Below are 18,450 nucleotides of genomic sequence, written 5' to 3'. Positions count from 1 at the left end.
TAATAAACATCATTAACGCGCAAACTTGCGTAGAGCCAGTAAGACAAGTGGCCAGCTGATGATACTCATCATAAGCGACAAAGCAGATTTTGCGATAAAGGTATTTTGGATAAACATCTGCAGCATCCATAAATTTAGCTGAAAAACAATTAATCCTAAACTGGCTATCAGCCATGCGCTGATGGTATTTAGTTGTCTAACATAGATACTAGTAATTTTGATCACTAGTGCCACCACGACAGCGGCAAAGGCTTGCTGTCCTAGATGGGTGTCCATCAGCAAATCTGCAATAAGCCCAATAGTAAATGCGGTAAAGATACCCACATAGCGCGGCTGGAACAGTAGCCAATATATCAGCACCATGATCATAATCATGGGCCGTAATGTTGCCATACTTGGGCTTAACGGATAGACATTGAGCGATGAAGCAATGATAAAGCTTAGAACAATGACCACAATCAACAGTGCCGTTGAATTCTCAGAATCAGGATACGACATGAGTATTTACCTTCGATTGTGTAGCGACCGCTGTTATAGGATGCATTGGGTAATAATGAGATAGTACGATAGGCAAAATTTTGATAAAAAAGGCAGCTGGCATTATTGGTTAAAACGTTATGACATCAGAATTCATTGACTACTGCTCTTACTCTTAGTGAGCATTTTGTCTTGTAATATCAAGACATAAGCGTTGTCAATAAAGTTTGCAGAAGGCGTGACCTCGATACTTCTAAAATTATCCGCTTGCTCATCTTTGATGTGGGCAATACGGCCAACACGATAGCCCGCTGGAATTCGCCCACCCAAACCAGATGATACCAACTCATCACCCACACGGACATCTGAGGTTTTAAAGACATAGTTTAGGCTCAGTGCAGATGGGATACCTTGGCCTGTCACAATAGCCCGTTGACCTGTCCGCTTGACGGTGACAGCCACTGACTGCTGGTCATCTGTAATCAATAACAAACGGCTCGTATTAGGATAGACGTTAATGATCTGCCCCAAAATACCATTTTCATCAATGACCGTTTGTCCAACTTGCACGCCGTCTTGCTTGCCTTTATTGAGCACAACAATCTGTCTGAGTAAGTTGGTATCTGTACCAATGACTTGAGCTAAGTTGAGATCAAACTGCTCAGGCTTCGTGGTTGATAAAATCCCCTGCAAGCGTGCGTTTTGCGCCAAGATATAATCTTGTTGCTGCAGTTTGGCATGTGCATGAATGAGTTGTGATTTTAGCTGCATGTTTTCGCGGCGTAGGGCTTCTTTTGACTGGATGCTGCCACTCGCCCAATGCGTGGCATAGCTTGGCAATAAAGACAGCTCATAAATAGGCTGCATAGCAGCATGGCTGGTACTGCGCACTGGATTGAACCACTCCGAATTTTTGCTATCAAACCACATCAGAATTAAGGCCGCTATCAACACGATGGCGGTCTTACGAAGTGATAGTGCTTGGCGCGCAAAAATACTTGGAGTCATAAGTCGTCTAATTTAAGAATTCTAAAATGAGCAATAGCACTTATTTAGAGCATGGATGTTTATCGGCGATATTAGGTTCTAGCATGGATTAATGCAATTAAAGGCAGCGCAATTGGCTACCTTTAATGTTATTTACTTATCATCTCGTGAGTTATGTTAGCCATCCTGAAGCAGGATAATAGCGATAGCAAAGGTATGTGGGCATAACACTCATGAGCAAAAACTATTTAGACAAAAATCATGTTCAAGCTTTTGTTATTGATGAAATCAAGGGCGATACCACCACCACGGCTAACGCAGGTTAATGGGTCTTCTGCTACCGTCACTGGTAAGCCTGTCTCTTGTGAGATAAGCTTGTCAAGATCGCGTAGCAATGCGCCACCACCCGTCAATACGATACCGCGCTCTGCGATGTCTGATGACAACTCTGGCGGTGTCTGCTCAAGAGCGACTTTGACTGCGCTGATGATACCGCTTAGTGGATCAGTCAGGGCTTTTTGTATTTCTTCTGAGTTTACGATAAAGGTCTTTGGTACGCCTTCTGCCATGCTACGACCACGAACCTCTACTTCTAGCTGGCTATTTTCATTCAATGCAGAGCCAACTTCTTTTTTGATGCGCTCAGCGGTCGTCTCACCAATCACACAACCATGCGTACGGCGCACATGTGTAATAATCGCCTCATCAAACATATCGCCACCGATACGGATAGACTCAGCATAGACGCAACCAGATAGCGCGATAACAGCAATCTCAGTGGTGCCACCACCGATATCGACGACCATAGAACCACTGGCTTCATGAACAGGCATGCCAGCACCGATAGCCGCAGCCATTGGCTCTTCTAGCAATAATACTTTGCTCGCGCCTGCTGATGATACTGCCTCACGAATCGCCTTACGCTCAACCAAGGTAGACTTACATGGCACACAAACCACCACGTTAGGCTGTGCCATAAAACGCTTGGCTTTTACCTTAGTGATGAAGTGTTTTAGCATTTTTTGCGTCACTTCAAAATCAGCAATCACACCGTCTTTTAGCGGGCGAATCGCCGTGATATTGGCAGGCGTACGACCCAGCATTTGCTTGGCATCGATACCCACAGCAGCGACGGTCGGGTTTTGAGTACGATTGCTTCGCAATGCGACCACCGTAGGCTCGTCAAGTACGACGCCTTTATTAGGAATAAAAATAAGGGTGTTCGCAGTACCGAGGTCGATAGCGATATTATTTGATAAAAATCCAAACAGGTTCATGACTAATATATCCAGCGTCTTACGAATGAGGCGAATGAGATTGACTGAGGTGTTACTCGTCAGTGTTGAGCAGGTCGTCGTTAGACATTAACGGGAGCGAAAGTGAATCATCGCAACCAGTCAAACCTAAGCAATAATGATGAAATGAAAAACTGAGCTAAATTATACCGATTTAGCTCAAAAAAAACATAGGTATTTGCATCAGTAAGCAAGGATTTTTGTCTGAGACGCTAAAAGTTGTTACAAAGTTTGAAATAGTGGTGACTATCATTCAACTCAATGAAACTGCTTTTAATGTGATAACTAACAAGGCTCTACAGGCAGATAGTTGTTTTGCTTAGTAGTAGGTACATACTGTAACGTATTTTAGAACCTAATTGGGAAGCAATTGAAAATCAATCATGAATTATGCGGTCAGTTTTGCAAGTATTTGCGTATTGCTATGCCGGCACTCTGCCCTGATTGATACGTATGTTGATTGATATTGTGCATCAATCAAGCCTCATACTCTGTAAACTTGGGTCAGATGCTTTATAATAAGCCAACTTTATAGCCAATTACATTTGAGCGCTTATATATTTGCCTTATCCCTACTCTAACAAAAACTGTCCTTAACTGGAGAAACTATGTCTCAGCAATCAGCAACGTCTGACAACACTGTCAGCCGTGAAGAAATCCTAGAAGTGGCCAACCTTGCACGCTTGGGTGTCGATGAAAGCACGGCCGATAGCTATGCCGCCGATATCAGTAAAGTATTAAAATTGATGCATACCTTATCTAACGTTGATACAACAGACATCAAACCACTAGCCAATATCCATGAAGCTTGCCAAGAGTTACGTGCTGACGTGGCCAAACACGATATCAATCGCGAGCGCAATCAGTCGGTCGCGCCTGCTGTCGAAGAGGGCTTATACCTTGTACCTCAGGTGATTGAATAATAGTGGCTGAATAATACAACCACGCATTTGCCATTATCCTATTTTATTTTATGCTATTCACATTTTGACGGACGACACCTTATGTCTGAACTTCATTTATTAAGTACCGAGCAGCTAATTACTGGCTTGCAAGACAAACAATTTAGCAGCGCAGAATTAACCGAGCATTACATCAAGCGTATCGATGCGCTAGACAGCAAGATCAATAGTTTTATCACGCATACTTCTGAGACAGCACGTGCACAAGCAAAAGCCGCTGACGAGATGCGTGCACAAGGCGATCAGCGTCCACTACTTGGCGTACCGATGGCGCACAAAGACATCTTTTGTACCCAAGGCGTATTAACGACTTGTGGCTCTAAGATGCTGCATAACTTTGTCTCACCATATGACGCGACTATCGTCTCTAACATCGACAAAGCTGGCATGATTAGCTTAGGTAAGCTCAATATGGATGAGTTTGCGATGGGCTCAGACAACAGCAGCTCGTACTACGGCACCGTACAGAACCCTTGGAACCTAGAGCGCGTCCCTGGTGGCTCTTCAGGTGGTAGTGCTGCTGCCGTTGCCGCAGGTTTTGTCCCTGTTGCGACCGGTAGTGATACGGGTGGCTCTATTCGTCAGCCCGCCTCATTCTGTGGTCTAACGGGTATCAAGCCTACTTATGGGCGTGTGTCACGCTTTGGTATGATTGCCTACGCTTCAAGTTTGGATCAAGCTGGTAGCATGGGACGCAGCGCTAAAGATTGTGCTTATCTGCTTCAGCCAATGATTGGTCACGATCCACGCGATGCCACTTCGATCAAATACGATATGCCTAACTACGTACAAGACATCAATGATGCAGAGGCTGCGGCTGGTGATAAGCCATTTGACGGTTTGCGTATTGGTGTGGCTAAAGAATACTTTGGTACAGGGCTTGATAGCGAAGTCGAACAAGCAGCACGTGCCGCTTTAAAGAAATACGAAGAATTAGGCGCAACGATTGTAGAAGTAAACATCACTGACCCTGAAATCACGCTCGCCACCTATTATATGCTAGCACCTGCCGAAGCGTCTTCGAACTTGTCACGCTTCGATGGCGTACGCTTTGGCTATCGCTGTGAAAACCCAACCGACCTGATTGATCTATATACACGCTCACGTTCTGAAGGCTTTGGCCCTGAAGTACAGCGCCGTATCTTGACAGGGACTTATGCGTTATCTGCTGGTTACTTCGATGCTTACTATACTAAAGCACAAAAAATCCGCCGCTTAATTGTCAAAGACTTTGATGATGCTTTTGCCAATTGTGACGTCATCGCCAGTCCCACCGCGCCGACCGCAGCTTATAAGCTGGCAGAAGACCTCGACCCTGCGACCATGTACCTAGGCGACGTTTATACCATCGCGGTCAACCTAGCGGGTCTACCCGCGCTCAGTCAGCCAGTAGGTTTGACGACAGAAGGCCTACCTATTGGCTTGCAATTAATCGGTAAACACTGGCAAGAGAGTCAATTGCTCACGACTGCGCATTTGTTCCAGCAGCATACCGACCATCATCTACAACACTCTACCATCGCAAAGGAGACGGTATAATGAGTACAGCTACTACTGATAACAGTGCCGTCCGCGAGCACGCTGTGCTTAAAGAGCTACTTGTCGATGGCTATGAAGTGGTCATCGGTATCGAGATTCACTGCCAGCTAAATACAGAAAGTAAAATATTCTCAAGTGCGCCAACTGACTTCGGTCATGAGCCAAACAGCCAAGCAAGTATCGTTGACTTAGGCTTACCTGGTGTATTGCCAGTATTAAATGCTGGCGTGGTCGATCGCGCGCTAAAATTCGGTATCGGTGTCAATGCTGAGCTGGGTCTGTTTAATACGTTTGATCGTAAGAACTACTTTTACCCTGACTTGCCTAAAGGCTATCAAATCACTCAGATGGCCAATCCTATCGTGGGTGAAGGCTATATCGATGTTGTGGTCAACGAAGGCGAGAAGAACGAATATCCTAAACGTATGGGTATCACTCGCGCGCATCTAGAAGAAGATGCAGGTAAATCTGTCCATGACGCAGTCGATGGTATGACTGGTGTGGATTTGAACCGTGCTGGTACGCCACTAATCGAAATCGTCTCTGAGCCAGACATGCGCTCTGCTCACGAAGCGCTTGCCTACATCAAAGCCATCCATCAGCTAGTCACTTGGTTAGGTATTTCAGACGCAGTAATGGCCGAAGGCTCATTCCGCTGTGACTGTAACGTCTCTGTGCGCAAGCCAGGCGCTGATCTCGGTACTCGTACTGAGCTAAAAAACCTAAACTCATTCCGCTTTATCGAGCGTGCTATCAATCGTGAAATCGAACGTCAAATCGATATCTTGGAAGATGGCGGAAAAGTCGTACAAGCAACCATGCTATATGATCCAGAGCGTGACGAAACGCGTACCATGCGTACCAAAGAAGACGCCAACGACTATCGCTACTTCCCTGATCCTGACTTGCTACCTGTCCGTATCGAGCAGCATACCGTTAACGCGATCAAAGCAGCCATGCCAGAGCTACCCGTCGCTCGCCGTGCACGCTTTGAAGAAGCGCTGGGTCTGTCAGAATATGACGCTCGTATCTTGACTGGTAGTCGTCAAATTGCTGATTATTTTGAAGCTGTGGTCGCAGAAGTTGGACAAGCAGATGCCAAAATGGCTGGCAACTGGGTCATGGGCGACTTACTCGGCGCACTGAACAAAGATGACAAAGACATCGTCGACTCTCCTATCAGCGCCAAACAGTTGGCTGGTATGCTAAAACGTATCAAAGATGACACGCTATCTGGCAAACTGGCTAAGAAAGTCTTTAGTGCGCTATACGAGCGTGAAGGCGGCACTGGTGATGACGCAGCAGACAAAATCATCAAAGACAAAGGCCTCAAGCAAGAGACTGACACGGGCGCTATCAAAGCCATGGTCGAAGACGTCATCGCAAAAAATGAAGCGATGGTCGAAGAATATCGTGGCGGTAAAGAAAAAGCCTTTAACGGTTTGGTCGGTCAAGTCATGAAAGCCAGTCGCGGTAGTGCGAACCCGCAGCAAGTGAACCAAATTCTAAAAGAGCTGCTAGGTTAACACGAGCAGCGTAGCAATTAGACTGACTATACTAGGCAGAATGGTATTGTAGATTTTGACTAATATAAATAGCCCTTGCAATATACATAATTTTGCGTAAAATAGTCAGTCATTCGGGGCGTAGCGCAGTCTGGTAGCGCACTACACTGGGGGTGTAGTGGTCGCAGGTTCAAATCCTGCCGTTCCGACCAAACATAGCAGTAAAGAGAAAAGCCAATCATTGTTTTCAATGGTTGGCTTTTTTTGTGCTAAATTTGGCTAGGGATTGTATGATACATTTAAGGAATAAATGATAAGAATCTTGCTAAGGTACGGTAAGTAATCGAAAGCCCGCCACTAATATAGCTTTAGAATGGCTTGTCTTATAATTACTTTTATTTAAGGGTGTAGGGGTGTGTATTGTGAGGTCTTCAAATAAGCAAAGGTTAGAAGATGAAAAATATATTTATGCTTCTGATTTCATAGAATTAATTGCTTTCCATACTAAAGCAAATATTAAAATCGAACGTATAGCTGCATATCTTATAGATGAAAATTTCGATCAGCACGTAACTTCTTATCTCTTACATCGTAAAAATGGAAGTTATATAAAAGATCTTCATAGAGAAAGTTTTGGGTACGACCTTAATACCAGAAATTTCTTAACGCAATGCGACAATATTAAATATGCAACAAGTAAATATTTTCTATACAGCCACGATAACGATTTAGATGATAGTTTCTTATATTTAATAGATGAATTAAAGTCCATTGAATGTATTAAAAATTTAAACATAGATTTTGATAGTAGCGTTATGTTTCAAGTAGATGAAGCATCACGCAAGTGGAATGATGAGATTGAAAAACCTATTTTCAAAGTCTTAGGAGAAGAATTCAACAACCCTGAATTACGCTATGATTTTCTATTACACTTAATTAAGCGCGATAGTTTTAGTATTATGCAGGCGGCTTGTTTAGTAGCAGGTAATAGTACGTTTGAGATAGAAAAATACCAAAATCATTTTAGATTTACTGAAGTTTTTGCAGATTACATAAGTTACAGGCTAATGCTTGAACTTGCAGTAAAAAACGATGAGCTTCAACTAACTAATGGCTTTATTTTGTCCCTTGATCTACAAAAATATCTATTTGAAAATGGTTATATAATTAATGGCTTCAATGATTGGCTTACTATCGAACCAGCTAAGCCTTTGATCCTTAATAAATCTAACGAGCAATTAGAAGCTAGCAATAACGAGTTGAAAGAAGCACAGGCAAAAATAAAAGAACTCGAAAATAAGCTGTCACAAGCGCAAGAAGCAAAGCCTAAAGTTGCCGTTATTCCTTTCGGCAAACGCATAGATTTTATTAGTAAAGATCTGCCACAAAGTGAACGAATTAAAAGATCTTATGAGCTATGTAGTGACAATATAAGCTTTTATGAAGATACACACCCTGTAAACACGCCTGATGAAATGATAAAGCGCATTCAAGGACTGCTTAAAGTCATTAGGGACAAAGATAGTAAAATAAGTGAATTAGAGAAACAGACAAACACCTCAAATAATGCACAAGGCAAGATAGACGAACTCGAAAACCAGCTAGCACAAGCCAAAGCTGAACTATTAAATAAGCCCGCTAATGATGACAGGGAACTGAATACAAAATCGCAAAACTATGCTGCTAAGATTGTTTTAGCTATGGCGCAAGTAGCTGATTTAGACCTCAACAGTCCTTATGCGTGCAAAGAGCCTAATACTACAAACTCTAACATATTTGACCAAATAAAAACTAATGGTATGAAAGTAAGTAATCAAGTTATAGGTAACTGGCTAAAGCTCGCTACTGAACAAACTAAAGATGATTAGGATTTTATATAAAATCACTTTGCCGTTATATAAAACTGCTGTAACTATCCATCTCATAAACTAGCAACCATAAGCCGTATCAATCAAGTTACGGTAAATTATGGAGCTAAACATATGAAACAGAAAAATCACATCCTAACGAATCCAAAGCAAAAGCCATCTCAACATCAACCTAAATGGCAACTCTCTCTACTTAAAGCAGTAATTAGCATTCTACTACCTTACTTACTATCACCGCCTGATACCAGTATTCATATCCATCACATTAATATCATATTTTGAAGCCAAAAAGCTTAGCACTGCCCTAGCCGATACTCGTGTCCTATAGACTTTTATAGAGCGAGCCGTTAGGGTAAATGCTACCTCTTCACACTGGTGTATCCTATGCCCGATCCTGTCAATCAGCCCACATTTAATCGCCTCATAGATGATGCACCTTGGGAAGCGTATAAGCGGCCCTACGTGCGCGATTTGGCTTATGTACTGGCATGTCCTAATGTCTTGACCACGTGGCTAGACTTTGCACCGCATGAGAACACACATACCGTTGCTGTGCATAGTGCACAATTTTGGCAGACACAGTTTGAAGCGTATAAGCAACGATTAACAGAGCTAGACACCACTGCCGCCTATCAAGAGCTGACCCGCTATTTACTCAAACGCCCTAGTCCCAATCGATTGGGCTTTCACTTTGAGGGACTACTATCGTTTTGGTTAGAGGATGGGTTTGCGCGTAATCTGCATCCGTACGAGACACTAGCTAATAATGTACAGCTGTACAATGGTAAGCAGACTGTCGGTGAGCTAGATTTAATTTTATACAACCATGAAGAGAGGCTGGTGGAGCATTGGGAACTAGCCATTAAATTTTTTATGGGATCAGTACCTTTTGAGCCTGTGAACTGGGTAGGGATTAACTCCAATGATAATCTACAGCGTAAGATGACACACATGCAAACCAAGCAGTTTCGAGCCGTCTGGGTAGATACGGAAGATCACGGGCAGGTCAAAATAGACAAGCGCTATGGTGTGATCAAAGGGCGATTCTTTTTACCTATCAATAGCACTGACTTTGAGTATCCCGCTTGGCTTGAGCCAAACTTCCCACTGCATGAGTGGTGCGATAAGAGTGATGAGACCAATCTTGTGACCATTGATATGGCGGCATTGAGAAAAGCCCATTATATTGAGTGGTTTAATAGGCGCGACTTTTATGACCGCTATGGTCGGTGTCAGCCGCCCCTTACCTACCCTGACACGCCAAACCTCAGAACAGGATTGTACTTCGAAGGTGAGCGACTGATTGTCATTTATCCAAGGCAGTTAAGCCAAATAAAAGAATAGTCTAAGCTAGATAGTTTGAATAACTGTCTCATTTTAACAACCAAAGAAGCTTAGTGAGCCATTTAATAACTCTCAATCACCTGCATTAGCTCATATCTCAGCATATCGGCACTAGGCATACGCTCAGCGTGAAAACGAACGATGGCGATGCCTGCACTCGCCAGGGCTTTGTCTTTTTTATCATCGGCTTTTTGCCGCGCTTTGCTGCTATGTGTCCAGTCATCAAGCTCGATGGCAACTAGCGTGGTCTGAGCGTCAACATCCACGATTACATAATCAACGCTCTGGCGACAGATACGATTAAACCAAAAACTGCGCTCGGATGTCTCGTCACTATTGGCTTCAATGATTCGTGACAGCTGAACTTGCACAAAGATATGATACTCTGGCAGCGCATTTTTTAATTTATTAAAAAATATCACTTCAGTGTCGGTCATGATTGGCATTGGGGCAAATGGCCAGATAGCCAGCTCATCACCGCGTACAGGCTTTGGGTCTGGCTCTGCGACTGGACGTCTGGCCAATAGCTTTGGTAACGTAATCAGCCCTAAAAACCCAACGGCCAAGATTAAAAATATAGCGCCAAATGACATGGTTTTACCTTATACAATATAACAGTGACCGGCTAGCCCTCACAACTCTGAAGAGTCAATGATTGGCTGATCACCACAGGCCAACCTTTATAGGCTGACAGGTTATACAAAAATGAGTAATAAAAATGGTGCTCATCGTAACCAAGCTTGCGCCAATCGGCAAACGATAAAACAAAAAACACGACAGCGAATGTCGTGTTTTGATCATTAAATAATAATTCAAGTCAGTACTAAAGAAAATATCTCACTTATCTACTCATCAATCTCTGACGACAGTCGCTGAGTCTATAGTTATAGCTTAACGCCAGTAAAGCACCCAAGCACCGGTCGTATTGACGTTAGAATCACTATTGATCTTATCTTTTAGTGCCAATGCAGCAACTTTTCCACGTTCAGGACCAACAATGACGCGTACACCGCGACTGGTCGGACTGGTCTTCACTTGATATCCAGCCTCTTTGAATTTTTTCGCTAGTTGATCCGCTTTGGCCTGATTATCTGCGAGCGCTACTTGCACCCCAAAGCTGCCTTTCGCATCGGTTTCTTTAACTTCTTGACGAGCCTCACGAAGCTTTTGCTGAGCGTCTCGCTTAGCCTCAGCCGCTTTTTCGGCAGCAGCGGCTTCTCGCTCCAGACGTTGCACTTGATTACGCGATGGTATGGTAATGTTTTGACCCAGCTGTAATGAGGTCGATGGTGAAATGTTATTTGCTTGAGCCAAGACTTCGACAGGCATATTGTACTGTCTTGCAAGCTTAATCAGCCCATCGCCTTTTTTGACTTGATAATCAGAGGGCGATTTTGGTGGCTCATTTTTAGCCGCTTCAGCTGCCTCTCTCTTTTTTTCGGCCGCAGCTTGAGCGTCCGCTTGTCTTTTCGCTTCTGCTTCTTTTTTACTTTCTGCTAGTTTTTCAGCAGCGGCTTTTTCTTGTTTTGCTTTGGCTTGTTGCTGCTCATCTTCCGCCTGCTTTTTTGCTTTGGCTTCATTCACTGCATCATCGGCTGCCTTGACCAATTTTTCAGCATCTTGCACTTCCTTACTTTTGACACTTTTTTCTGTGTCTTTTACGTCTTCTGAACTCTCACTCTGTTCATTTGTCGCCGCGATATTTTTGACATACTGCTGGCTTTCAGCACGGGCTTTGGCCAACGCTTCTGCTTCAGCCACTTCTTGTTCTGTCAAAAACTCCTGTGCGCGTCTCTCCTGCTCGGCAACACGAGCAGCACGTTCTTTTTGCTTTTGCGCAAGGATACGTTTTTCTGTCTCAATGTCAGTCGTTAGCGGTTGCGGAGATTCTTGCTCGGTCGTTGGTTTCTCTATCATCGCTGATGTTGGCTGTGGCTGGTTGCTCTCGCCAATCTGCTGCACCATGGCGTATAACATCACGCTACCGCCTAGAATCATCCCAATGCCCAATAAGGCTTGTCTCGAAAAGTTCATCCGTTTACGTCTCTTAGTTGGTGATAAGGTTGATTGAGCGGCGCTGCGATGATTCCAAAACAATATAGACCATTGCTCTCATACACATATTTACCGCCAGTTACTGCCATTATTATGCAAAATGTATATCGACCTTCTTATACCAGTCTTGTAAATCATTTTGATTATAAAGCATATTTTTCGTGCTGTCTGCTATCAGGCAAGTACTAAGATTAACACTAAACAGGCGCCACCTTAACTTAAATGATTATACGGCAAGTGCAGCAAGCGCTTCGCCAATCGTATGAAACGAACCACATACGACGATTAGATCTTGTGGCTGACTATCAGCTATTACCGCATACGTCGCTGCATGCAAGCCATCGAATTGATATATGTTGGCGCTATCCACATATTGAGTTAAGACGCCTTGTAGCTGCTCGGTACTCGCGGCACGAGGATAATCAATCTCAGCAATGAACCAATCACTAATCGGCAAGCCTGCTTGAGTCAGACGCTGTACTACTTTGTCGATATCTTTATCACTCAACATAGAGAACAACATTTTGATTTTTGGAAGGTCTCTATCAGCTTGGCTGCCGTGTTTACTCAAATGCTGATGCCAAAATGGCAATAACTGCGCTAATAAAAATTCCACACCTTGCTCGTTGTGCGCCACATCAAACAACCAATGGCGATGATGGCTTTCACGATAATCAAAGCGCCCTGCCAGTTTGACAGTTTGCAATGCCTGCTCGATGGCACTTATATCGACTTTCAACGGGCTTGCAAGTACTGCCGATAGTGCATTAGCAGTATTGGTCAAGGATAGCGCAGGGCGTGGTAGTTGCAAGGTAACTGCCGCATTACTGTATTGCCAAATCATTGAGTCAATATCGCGGTAGCTAAAATCTTGCCCAATTTGATAACAAGTCGCTTGCTTATTATCGATAGCGTGCTGCACGCTAGATGGCATTTCAATAGCACCATAAACTAAAGAAATACCTTGGCGCAATATACCTGCTTTCTCGCGACCGATGTCCTCAACATTGTCACCGAGCCAGTCGACATGATCGATACCAATATTAGTAATCACTGCCATATCAGGATCAATAATATTGACCACATCTAACCGTCCGCCTAATCCAACTTCTAACACCCATACATCACAGTCTGCCTCAGCAAATATGAGTAATGCTGCCAGCGTTGTCATCTCAAAGAATGACAAGGTCAAATCGCACTCTAAACGTGCTGCTTCGACTTTGCTAAAAGCATCAATCAGCGTCTCATCGCTGACCATTTCGCCATTGATACGCACGCGCTCATTAAATACGCTCAAGTGTGGCGATTGATATAGTGCCGTCTTATAACCTGCGGCTTTACACATTTCGGCGATAACAGCGGTCGTAGAGCCTTTACCATTGGTGCCTGCCACAGTGAAGACATAAGCGTCATCTTTAGCTGACTTTACTACTCCTAGCGCTTCGGCAACAGGCAATACACGCGATAGTCCCATATCTATCGCAGACACATGTATTTGCTGCATATAATTTAACCATTCGGTCAAGCTGGCTGTACTGGTAGGAGTCATTGAACTGGATGCTAGAGGGTCAGACATGGGTGAAACCTATATGAGATGTTAATAAGAAATAATAGACGCATGCACTAGCTGGTCCGCTAGAGGCAGGAGACGCACCCTAAAAACCAAAAATAGCATTTACCGTACCATGACGATAAATGCTATTAGAATGTCTTGTGCACACAATAGATGTTAGCACGCGGCTAGGCGTTTATGCACTCAATAAATGACTTATGATACTGAGCCATACATCTTATTAAGCATCTACATTAGGTATGTGGCACAGTTTTGCGAGCAAACGATAGATCGTATCAATCAGTTGATGACGATGCACCACTTCATCTACGACGCCATGCTCTAATAAGAACTCTGCACGTTGGAACGGCTCTTCTAACGTCTCACGCACGGTCTGCTCGATTACACGCTTACCCGCGAAGCCAATCATCGCTTTTGGTTCTGCCAGATGGATATCACCCAGCATGGCCAATGACGCAGTCACACCGCCATAAACAGGGTTAGTCAATACCACAATATACGCAATACCAGCGATTTTTAGACGTTCAATCGCGGCAGCTGTACGTGCCATTTGCATCAATGACAAGAGACCTTCTTGCATGCGCGCACCGCCAGAAGCAGCAAAGCACACTAACGGTACTTTTTGCTCAAGCGCTCTTTCAGCGGCTTGTACAAAACGATCGCCAACCACTGAACCCATCGAGCCGCCCATAAAACGGAAATCAAAGGCACAAGCGACAATATCAAGGTTACGCAGCTTGCCGTACATGGCAACCAGCGCTTCACTCTCGCCCGTTTTTTCTTGTGCTTCGCTCATACGCGCAGGATATGGCTTGCTATCCACAAAGCTCAGCGGATCTTTGGCAGTGAATTCTTGCCCTGTCTCACCGTCTACTTGATCAAGCAACCAATTTAAGCGCTCACGAGCACTCATCGGTAAATGATGATCACAGTGCGGACACACATAGCAGTTAAAAATCAGTGCGGTGTTGGTAATCACAGAATGACAATTGCTGCATTTGGTCGACGGTTCAGTCTCTACCGCGGTCAATTGCGCAGTTAATTGCTGCTTGATACCTGGTATAGGACGGTTAAACCATGACTGCCTATCAGCGTTGCTGTTTGGCTCGGCTTTAGCAGTATTATTATCGAGTTTTGTTGCTGTATCAGTCATATTATTTGCCATCATAAAAGGCTTATTGACAAGTTGGCTCATTCGCTTGTCATTGAGAGTTTAATGGTTGTCTAAACAAAGCGTCAAACCCAGTCATAACATGAGCAATTATGCGACACGCTAATGTATCAATCTTACGTGTCGATCATTTGGTTAGGTGCTTGTTGATAGATGATGTGCTTGTTGAGACTTTTTGACAAACGCTTTTTGGCAAATGCTTTTTGAAACTAGTCACTGACAAACCACGGCTATCAGACGCCATATAATAGTCATGTTAGTTTACACTCGTAAACTAAATTTAGCAAAGTCATTTAACATCATCTTTCAGTAACGTTTTTGAGTCATTGATTCCTATTATTTAACTTCGCGATTCAAGGACAACTACTCAAAATAACCCCTTCAAACCAGCTGTCGCCTTTATAACTATTACCTTTATCAAATTGTCTCAATGAGATACTTAAAACATCTTGCCGCTGTTAGATTAATAAAAGCGATACTAGGATAATGAATATTAAGCACTCAGACTGTCTAATGCTGCACGCAGCTCATCCATTTTTGCCATGATGTTTTGCTGAGCCTTGGCCACAGCCGCGGTATCATTGGCATCAATATCTGCAAAATTCTGTACCAATGCACTACCCACGATAACGCCATCCGCATGAGTACCAATTGCTTTTGCAGAGGCACCATCACGAATACCAAAGCCGACACATACTGGCAGGTCTGTTTCTGCTTTGATTGCTTGAACTTGAGTGGCAACATCGTCTGTATCTAGCGTGGCTGAGCCAGTCACACCTTTTAGCGATACATAATAAATATAACCGCCACAATGGGTCAATACTTGCTCACGGCGTTCAGGCAACGTCGTTGGCGATAGCAAAAAAATCTCATTCATTGAATGGTCGGTCAAATGCTGCGTAAAGCTACCCGCCTCTGCTGGTGGCAAATCAACCATTAGTAGGCCATCAACGCCTGACTGCTCGCATAGATCCACAAAATTATCGTAACCGATGATCTCGACAGGGTTTAGATAACCCATCAGGATAATTGGCGTTTGCGTGTCGGTTTGGCGAAACTCTGCTACCATCTTTAGCGTGTCACGTGTGCTCGTCCCTGCTGCTAAGGCACGCTCACCTGCCAGCGATACGACTGGACCATCTGCCATCGGATCAGAGAATGGCAAGCCAACTTCGATCATATCTGCACCGTGCTTCACTAAATCGTGCAATAGACCTACGGTCGTTGCAGGATTAGGATCGCCTGCCATCACGTAAGGGATCAGAGCTTTTTTGTTTTGTGATTTTAAAGTTTCAAAAGTGCTTTCAATTCGGGTCATAGTGATCTCTTATAATTTTGTTAAATAAATTGTTAGCTTATATAAGTGTATTCTTACCAGCCAATATCCATTAAATTATCATGGTTATCTTGCGACAAATATTTAATACCATCAGTTCTTTGCTTGTGAAAAGTATTCATAATATTTAGAATTTCACGCAAATCAATATAATACCGACCATTCAAAACATTGTAATGCTCATATAACGTAAATTTTTTGTGAGCTAACAAGCCTTCAAGTCTTTTACCTTTATTTTTCATAGCTGCAACATGCTGTTTTTTATATATTATCGAAAAACCAATACCAGAATGACTACTTTGATTTAGATAAAACTTTTCAACATCATCAAAGCTTACTATCTGATCATGATGTAGCTTATCAATGAATATAAAGAAGCTAGATAGAAAGCTAATGCTATCTTCTTTAATAACCATGATTGGCACATGTTTCCAAGTCAACCGCTTTGCAACCCATGGATTTGGAACGACAAAACCTCTGTAGGTACGATGCAACCAATATATCATCAGGAATAAAAACAACATGGGTATAGCTAAAAGAGACCAAAGCCCAATAATATTTCTTAAAATTTCATCAATTGTCGTAACCGTATAACCTGTCGAAAACTCCCAAACGGCCATAAAGACATAAATCACTGACCATACAATGACAACTACAAAGAAACCATAACTCTGCCAAAAACTGACGCTTTCAGTAGGTACACCCACACTTATTGTGACTGGCGCTGTTAGCACCGTTTGATCTGGATATTTGCCCAACTGGCTAGGCTTACTCGGTATTAAGCGGTTCAAATTCATGGAGGTATACTATCGATAATGAAAAAATAGCTAGCAATATTGATAACTACTCTACTCTATAGAGTGAAGTAATTATCAATTAGCGTATTGAGATTTATGATACCTAATCAAATTAATACGCTGCTAAACTTTCTTATACAACCATCTAAACTACTCTACTCTTACTACATCTCAATCCCTTCTGCCTTCATTACTGAATGCAAATCTTTGTCACCGCGACCTGACATATTAACGATGATTGTCTGATCAGGCGTCATGGTTTTCGCCAGTTTCAATGCATAGGCGACAGCATGCGCAGACTCAAGCGCAGGGATGATACCTTCTTTGCGCGTGGCTTCATGGAAACCTTCTAGCGCCTCTTTGTCAGTACAGCCGACATACTCAACGCGTTTCATGTCTTTTAAGAAGCTATGCTCAGGGCCAACACCAGGATAATCAAGACCGGCTGAAATAGAATGCGTCTCTTGAATCTGACCATCATCATCTGCCATGAGGTAAGTACGGTTACCATGCAATACACCGATACGACCGGCAGCTAGTGGTGCAGAATGACGACCTGACTCGATACCATCACCCGTGGCTTCGACACCATACATTTTAACGTCAGTATCGTTTAGGAAATCAAAGAACAAACCAATAGCATTTGAACCACCACCAACACAAGCAACCAACGCATCTGGCATTTTGCCTGTTTTTTCTAAATGCTGGATACGGGCTTCTTTCCCAATAATGGCTTGGAAATCACGAACCAATAGCGGATAAGGGTGCGGCCCTGCAACCGTACCAATAATATAATACGTGCTATCAACATTGGTCACCCAATCACGCATGGCTTCGTTCATCGCGTCTTTGAGCGTACGTGAGCCAGAAGTAACCGGCACGACTGTCGCCCCAAGCAAGCGCATACGATAGACGTTCATTTTTTGACGCTCAACATCGTCAGCACCCATATAGACGATACATTCTAGCCCCAAGCGCGCAGCAATCGTTGCGGTCGCGACACCATGCTGTCCTGCGCCAGTTTCGGCGATGATACGTTTTTTGCCACACATCTTGGCAAGCAATGCCTGACCAATGGTGTTGTTTACTTTGTGCGCGCCAGTATGGTTCAGGTCTTCACGCTTAAAGTAAATTTGCGCGCCGCCGATCTCATCACTCAAGCGTTTGGCATGATACAGCGGCGTTGGACGACCGACATAATTGACCAAATCGTTATGATACTCTTCCCAAAACGCTGGATCTGCTTTGACTTTGGTATAAAGCGTCTCAAGCTCTTCTAATGCGGCCATCAGCGTCTCAGAGACAAAGCGTCCACCATGTACACCGAAATGGCCGCGTGCATCAGGGTATTGGTTAAAATCTTGCACGTTTTCAGGATTGGTAAAGGTGTTTACAGATTGTGCTGTAGTAGATAAATCTTTGTTCGCGACATGACTCATGGTAATTCCTACTGTAATAAGTGGTATTTTTTAGAATAAATATAAAGAGAAAAATGAAATAAGATTGGAACGGATAAATCGGAATAACGACCAAATAAGCCT

At 43.5% G+C, this 18,450-nt stretch carries 15 protein-coding genes and 1 tRNA gene; 6 read left to right on the top strand and 10 right to left on the bottom strand.

Annotation, left to right across the window (positions count from 1 at the left end; translation table 11 throughout):
- Positions 1-12: 12 nt before the first annotated feature.
- From mreD to AC58CZ_RS12210, 3 genes are all read right to left on the bottom strand, one after another.
- Entirely contained in the window at positions 13-498 is a 486-nt protein-coding gene (mreD, locus tag AC58CZ_RS12220) for a rod shape-determining protein MreD (protein WP_058024002.1), read from the bottom strand.
- A 132-nt stretch (positions 499-630) separates the two neighbouring features.
- A complete protein-coding gene (mreC, locus tag AC58CZ_RS12215; RefSeq protein WP_494224630.1) occupies positions 631-1,485 on the bottom strand; it encodes a rod shape-determining protein MreC in 855 nt (284 codons plus the stop codon).
- A 227-nt stretch (positions 1,486-1,712) separates the two neighbouring features.
- Positions 1,713-2,750, bottom strand: coding sequence for a rod shape-determining protein MreB (locus tag AC58CZ_RS12210; RefSeq protein ID WP_494224678.1), 1,038 nt, complete (start codon positions 2,748-2,750; stop codon positions 1,713-1,715).
- A 617-nt stretch (positions 2,751-3,367) separates the two neighbouring features.
- Between AC58CZ_RS12210 and gatC the strand changes: the two genes are divergently transcribed.
- The 6 genes from gatC to AC58CZ_RS12180 all read left to right on the top strand — a co-directional run bounded on the left by gatC (position 3,368) and on the right by AC58CZ_RS12180 (position 9,977).
- On the top strand, positions 3,368-3,682 hold the full coding sequence (gene gatC, locus AC58CZ_RS12205) for an Asp-tRNA(Asn)/Glu-tRNA(Gln) amidotransferase subunit GatC (RefSeq protein ID WP_058024005.1): 315 nt from the start codon (positions 3,368-3,370) through the stop codon (positions 3,680-3,682).
- 81 nt (positions 3,683-3,763) lie between these two features.
- The gene (gene gatA / locus AC58CZ_RS12200) at positions 3,764-5,260 is read left to right on the top strand and encodes an Asp-tRNA(Asn)/Glu-tRNA(Gln) amidotransferase subunit GatA (protein ID WP_494224631.1); all 1,497 of its coding nucleotides are present in this window, start codon (positions 3,764-3,766) and stop codon (positions 5,258-5,260) included.
- Positions 5,260-6,786, top strand: coding sequence for an Asp-tRNA(Asn)/Glu-tRNA(Gln) amidotransferase subunit GatB (gatB, locus tag AC58CZ_RS12195; protein WP_494224632.1), 1,527 nt, complete (start codon positions 5,260-5,262; stop codon positions 6,784-6,786). The genes gatA and gatB overlap by 1 nt, the downstream gene beginning before the upstream one ends.
- Before the next feature lie 114 nt (positions 6,787-6,900).
- A tRNA-Pro gene (locus tag AC58CZ_RS12190) sits at positions 6,901-6,977 on the top strand.
- Between the two features lie 210 nt (positions 6,978-7,187).
- Entirely contained in the window at positions 7,188-8,633 is a 1,446-nt protein-coding gene (locus tag AC58CZ_RS12185; RefSeq protein ID WP_494224633.1) for a coiled-coil domain-containing protein, read from the top strand.
- A 384-nt stretch (positions 8,634-9,017) separates the two neighbouring features.
- A complete protein-coding gene (locus tag AC58CZ_RS12180; RefSeq protein ID WP_494224634.1) occupies positions 9,018-9,977 on the top strand; it encodes a DUF1853 family protein in 960 nt (319 codons plus the stop codon).
- Positions 9,978-10,039: 62 nt separating this feature from the next.
- Here AC58CZ_RS12180 and AC58CZ_RS12175 read toward each other — a convergent pair whose 3' ends face one another.
- The 7 genes from AC58CZ_RS12175 to trpB form a co-directional block, all read right to left on the bottom strand.
- Positions 10,040-10,570: a DUF2726 domain-containing protein gene (locus tag AC58CZ_RS12175; RefSeq protein ID WP_494224635.1), complete on the bottom strand. Its 531-nt coding sequence runs from the start codon at positions 10,568-10,570 to the stop codon at positions 10,040-10,042.
- 298 nt (positions 10,571-10,868) lie between these two features.
- Positions 10,869-12,011 carry a LysM peptidoglycan-binding domain-containing protein gene (locus tag AC58CZ_RS12170; RefSeq protein WP_058024016.1) on the bottom strand — a complete coding sequence of 381 codons (1,143 nt, stop codon included), beginning with the start codon at positions 12,009-12,011 and terminating at the stop codon, positions 10,869-10,871.
- A 247-nt stretch (positions 12,012-12,258) separates the two neighbouring features.
- Entirely contained in the window at positions 12,259-13,608 is a 1,350-nt protein-coding gene (gene folC, locus AC58CZ_RS12165) for a bifunctional tetrahydrofolate synthase/dihydrofolate synthase (protein ID WP_494224636.1), read from the bottom strand.
- A gap of 217 nt (positions 13,609-13,825) precedes the next feature.
- Entirely contained in the window at positions 13,826-14,770 is a 945-nt protein-coding gene (accD, locus tag AC58CZ_RS12160; RefSeq protein WP_494224679.1) for an acetyl-CoA carboxylase, carboxyltransferase subunit beta, read from the bottom strand.
- Positions 14,771-15,269: 499 nt separating this feature from the next.
- Positions 15,270-16,094, bottom strand: a complete 825-nt coding sequence (trpA, locus tag AC58CZ_RS12155) for a tryptophan synthase subunit alpha (protein ID WP_494224637.1) — start codon at positions 16,092-16,094, stop codon at positions 15,270-15,272.
- Between the two features lie 53 nt (positions 16,095-16,147).
- On the bottom strand, positions 16,148-16,909 hold the full coding sequence (locus AC58CZ_RS12150) for a hypothetical protein (protein ID WP_494224638.1): 762 nt from the start codon (positions 16,907-16,909) through the stop codon (positions 16,148-16,150).
- Positions 16,910-17,073: 164 nt separating this feature from the next.
- On the bottom strand, positions 17,074-18,348 hold the full coding sequence (gene trpB / locus AC58CZ_RS12145; RefSeq protein WP_494224639.1) for a tryptophan synthase subunit beta: 1,275 nt from the start codon (positions 18,346-18,348) through the stop codon (positions 17,074-17,076).
- Positions 18,349-18,450: the final 102 nt, after the last annotated feature.

The sequence above is a fragment of the Psychrobacter sp. CR212 genome (genome assembly GCF_059693765.1).
This window is presented reverse-complemented; position numbering and strand designations above follow the sequence as displayed.

Excerpts from the sequence above, each read along its gene's own strand:
- mreD (WP_058024002.1), bottom strand. The coding sequence starts at position 498 with ATGTCGTATCCTGATTCTGAGAATTCAACGGCACTGTTGATTGTGGTC.
- mreC (WP_494224630.1), bottom strand. The coding sequence starts at position 1,485 with ATGACTCCAAGTATTTTTGCGCGCCAAGCACTATCACTTCGTAAGACC.
- gatC (WP_058024005.1), top strand. The coding sequence starts at position 3,368 with ATGTCTCAGCAATCAGCAACGTCTGACAACACTGTCAGCCGTGAAGAA.
- gatA (WP_494224631.1), top strand. The coding sequence starts at position 3,764 with ATGTCTGAACTTCATTTATTAAGTACCGAGCAGCTAATTACTGGCTTG.
- gatB (WP_494224632.1), top strand. The coding sequence starts at position 5,260 with ATGAGTACAGCTACTACTGATAACAGTGCCGTCCGCGAGCACGCTGTG.
- AC58CZ_RS12180 (WP_494224634.1), top strand. The coding sequence starts at position 9,018 with ATGCCCGATCCTGTCAATCAGCCCACATTTAATCGCCTCATAGATGAT.
- AC58CZ_RS12175 (WP_494224635.1), bottom strand. The coding sequence starts at position 10,570 with ATGTCATTTGGCGCTATATTTTTAATCTTGGCCGTTGGGTTTTTAGGG.
- AC58CZ_RS12170 (WP_058024016.1), bottom strand. The coding sequence starts at position 12,011 with ATGAACTTTTCGAGACAAGCCTTATTGGGCATTGGGATGATTCTAGGC.
- folC (WP_494224636.1), bottom strand. The coding sequence starts at position 13,608 with ATGTCTGACCCTCTAGCATCCAGTTCAATGACTCCTACCAGTACAGCC.
- accD (WP_494224679.1), bottom strand. The coding sequence starts at position 14,770 with ATGGCAAATAATATGACTGATACAGCAACAAAACTCGATAATAATACT.
- trpA (WP_494224637.1), bottom strand. The coding sequence starts at position 16,094 with ATGACCCGAATTGAAAGCACTTTTGAAACTTTAAAATCACAAAACAAA.
- AC58CZ_RS12150 (WP_494224638.1), bottom strand. The coding sequence starts at position 16,909 with ATGAATTTGAACCGCTTAATACCGAGTAAGCCTAGCCAGTTGGGCAAA.
- trpB (WP_494224639.1), bottom strand. The coding sequence starts at position 18,348 with ATGAGTCATGTCGCGAACAAAGATTTATCTACTACAGCACAATCTGTA.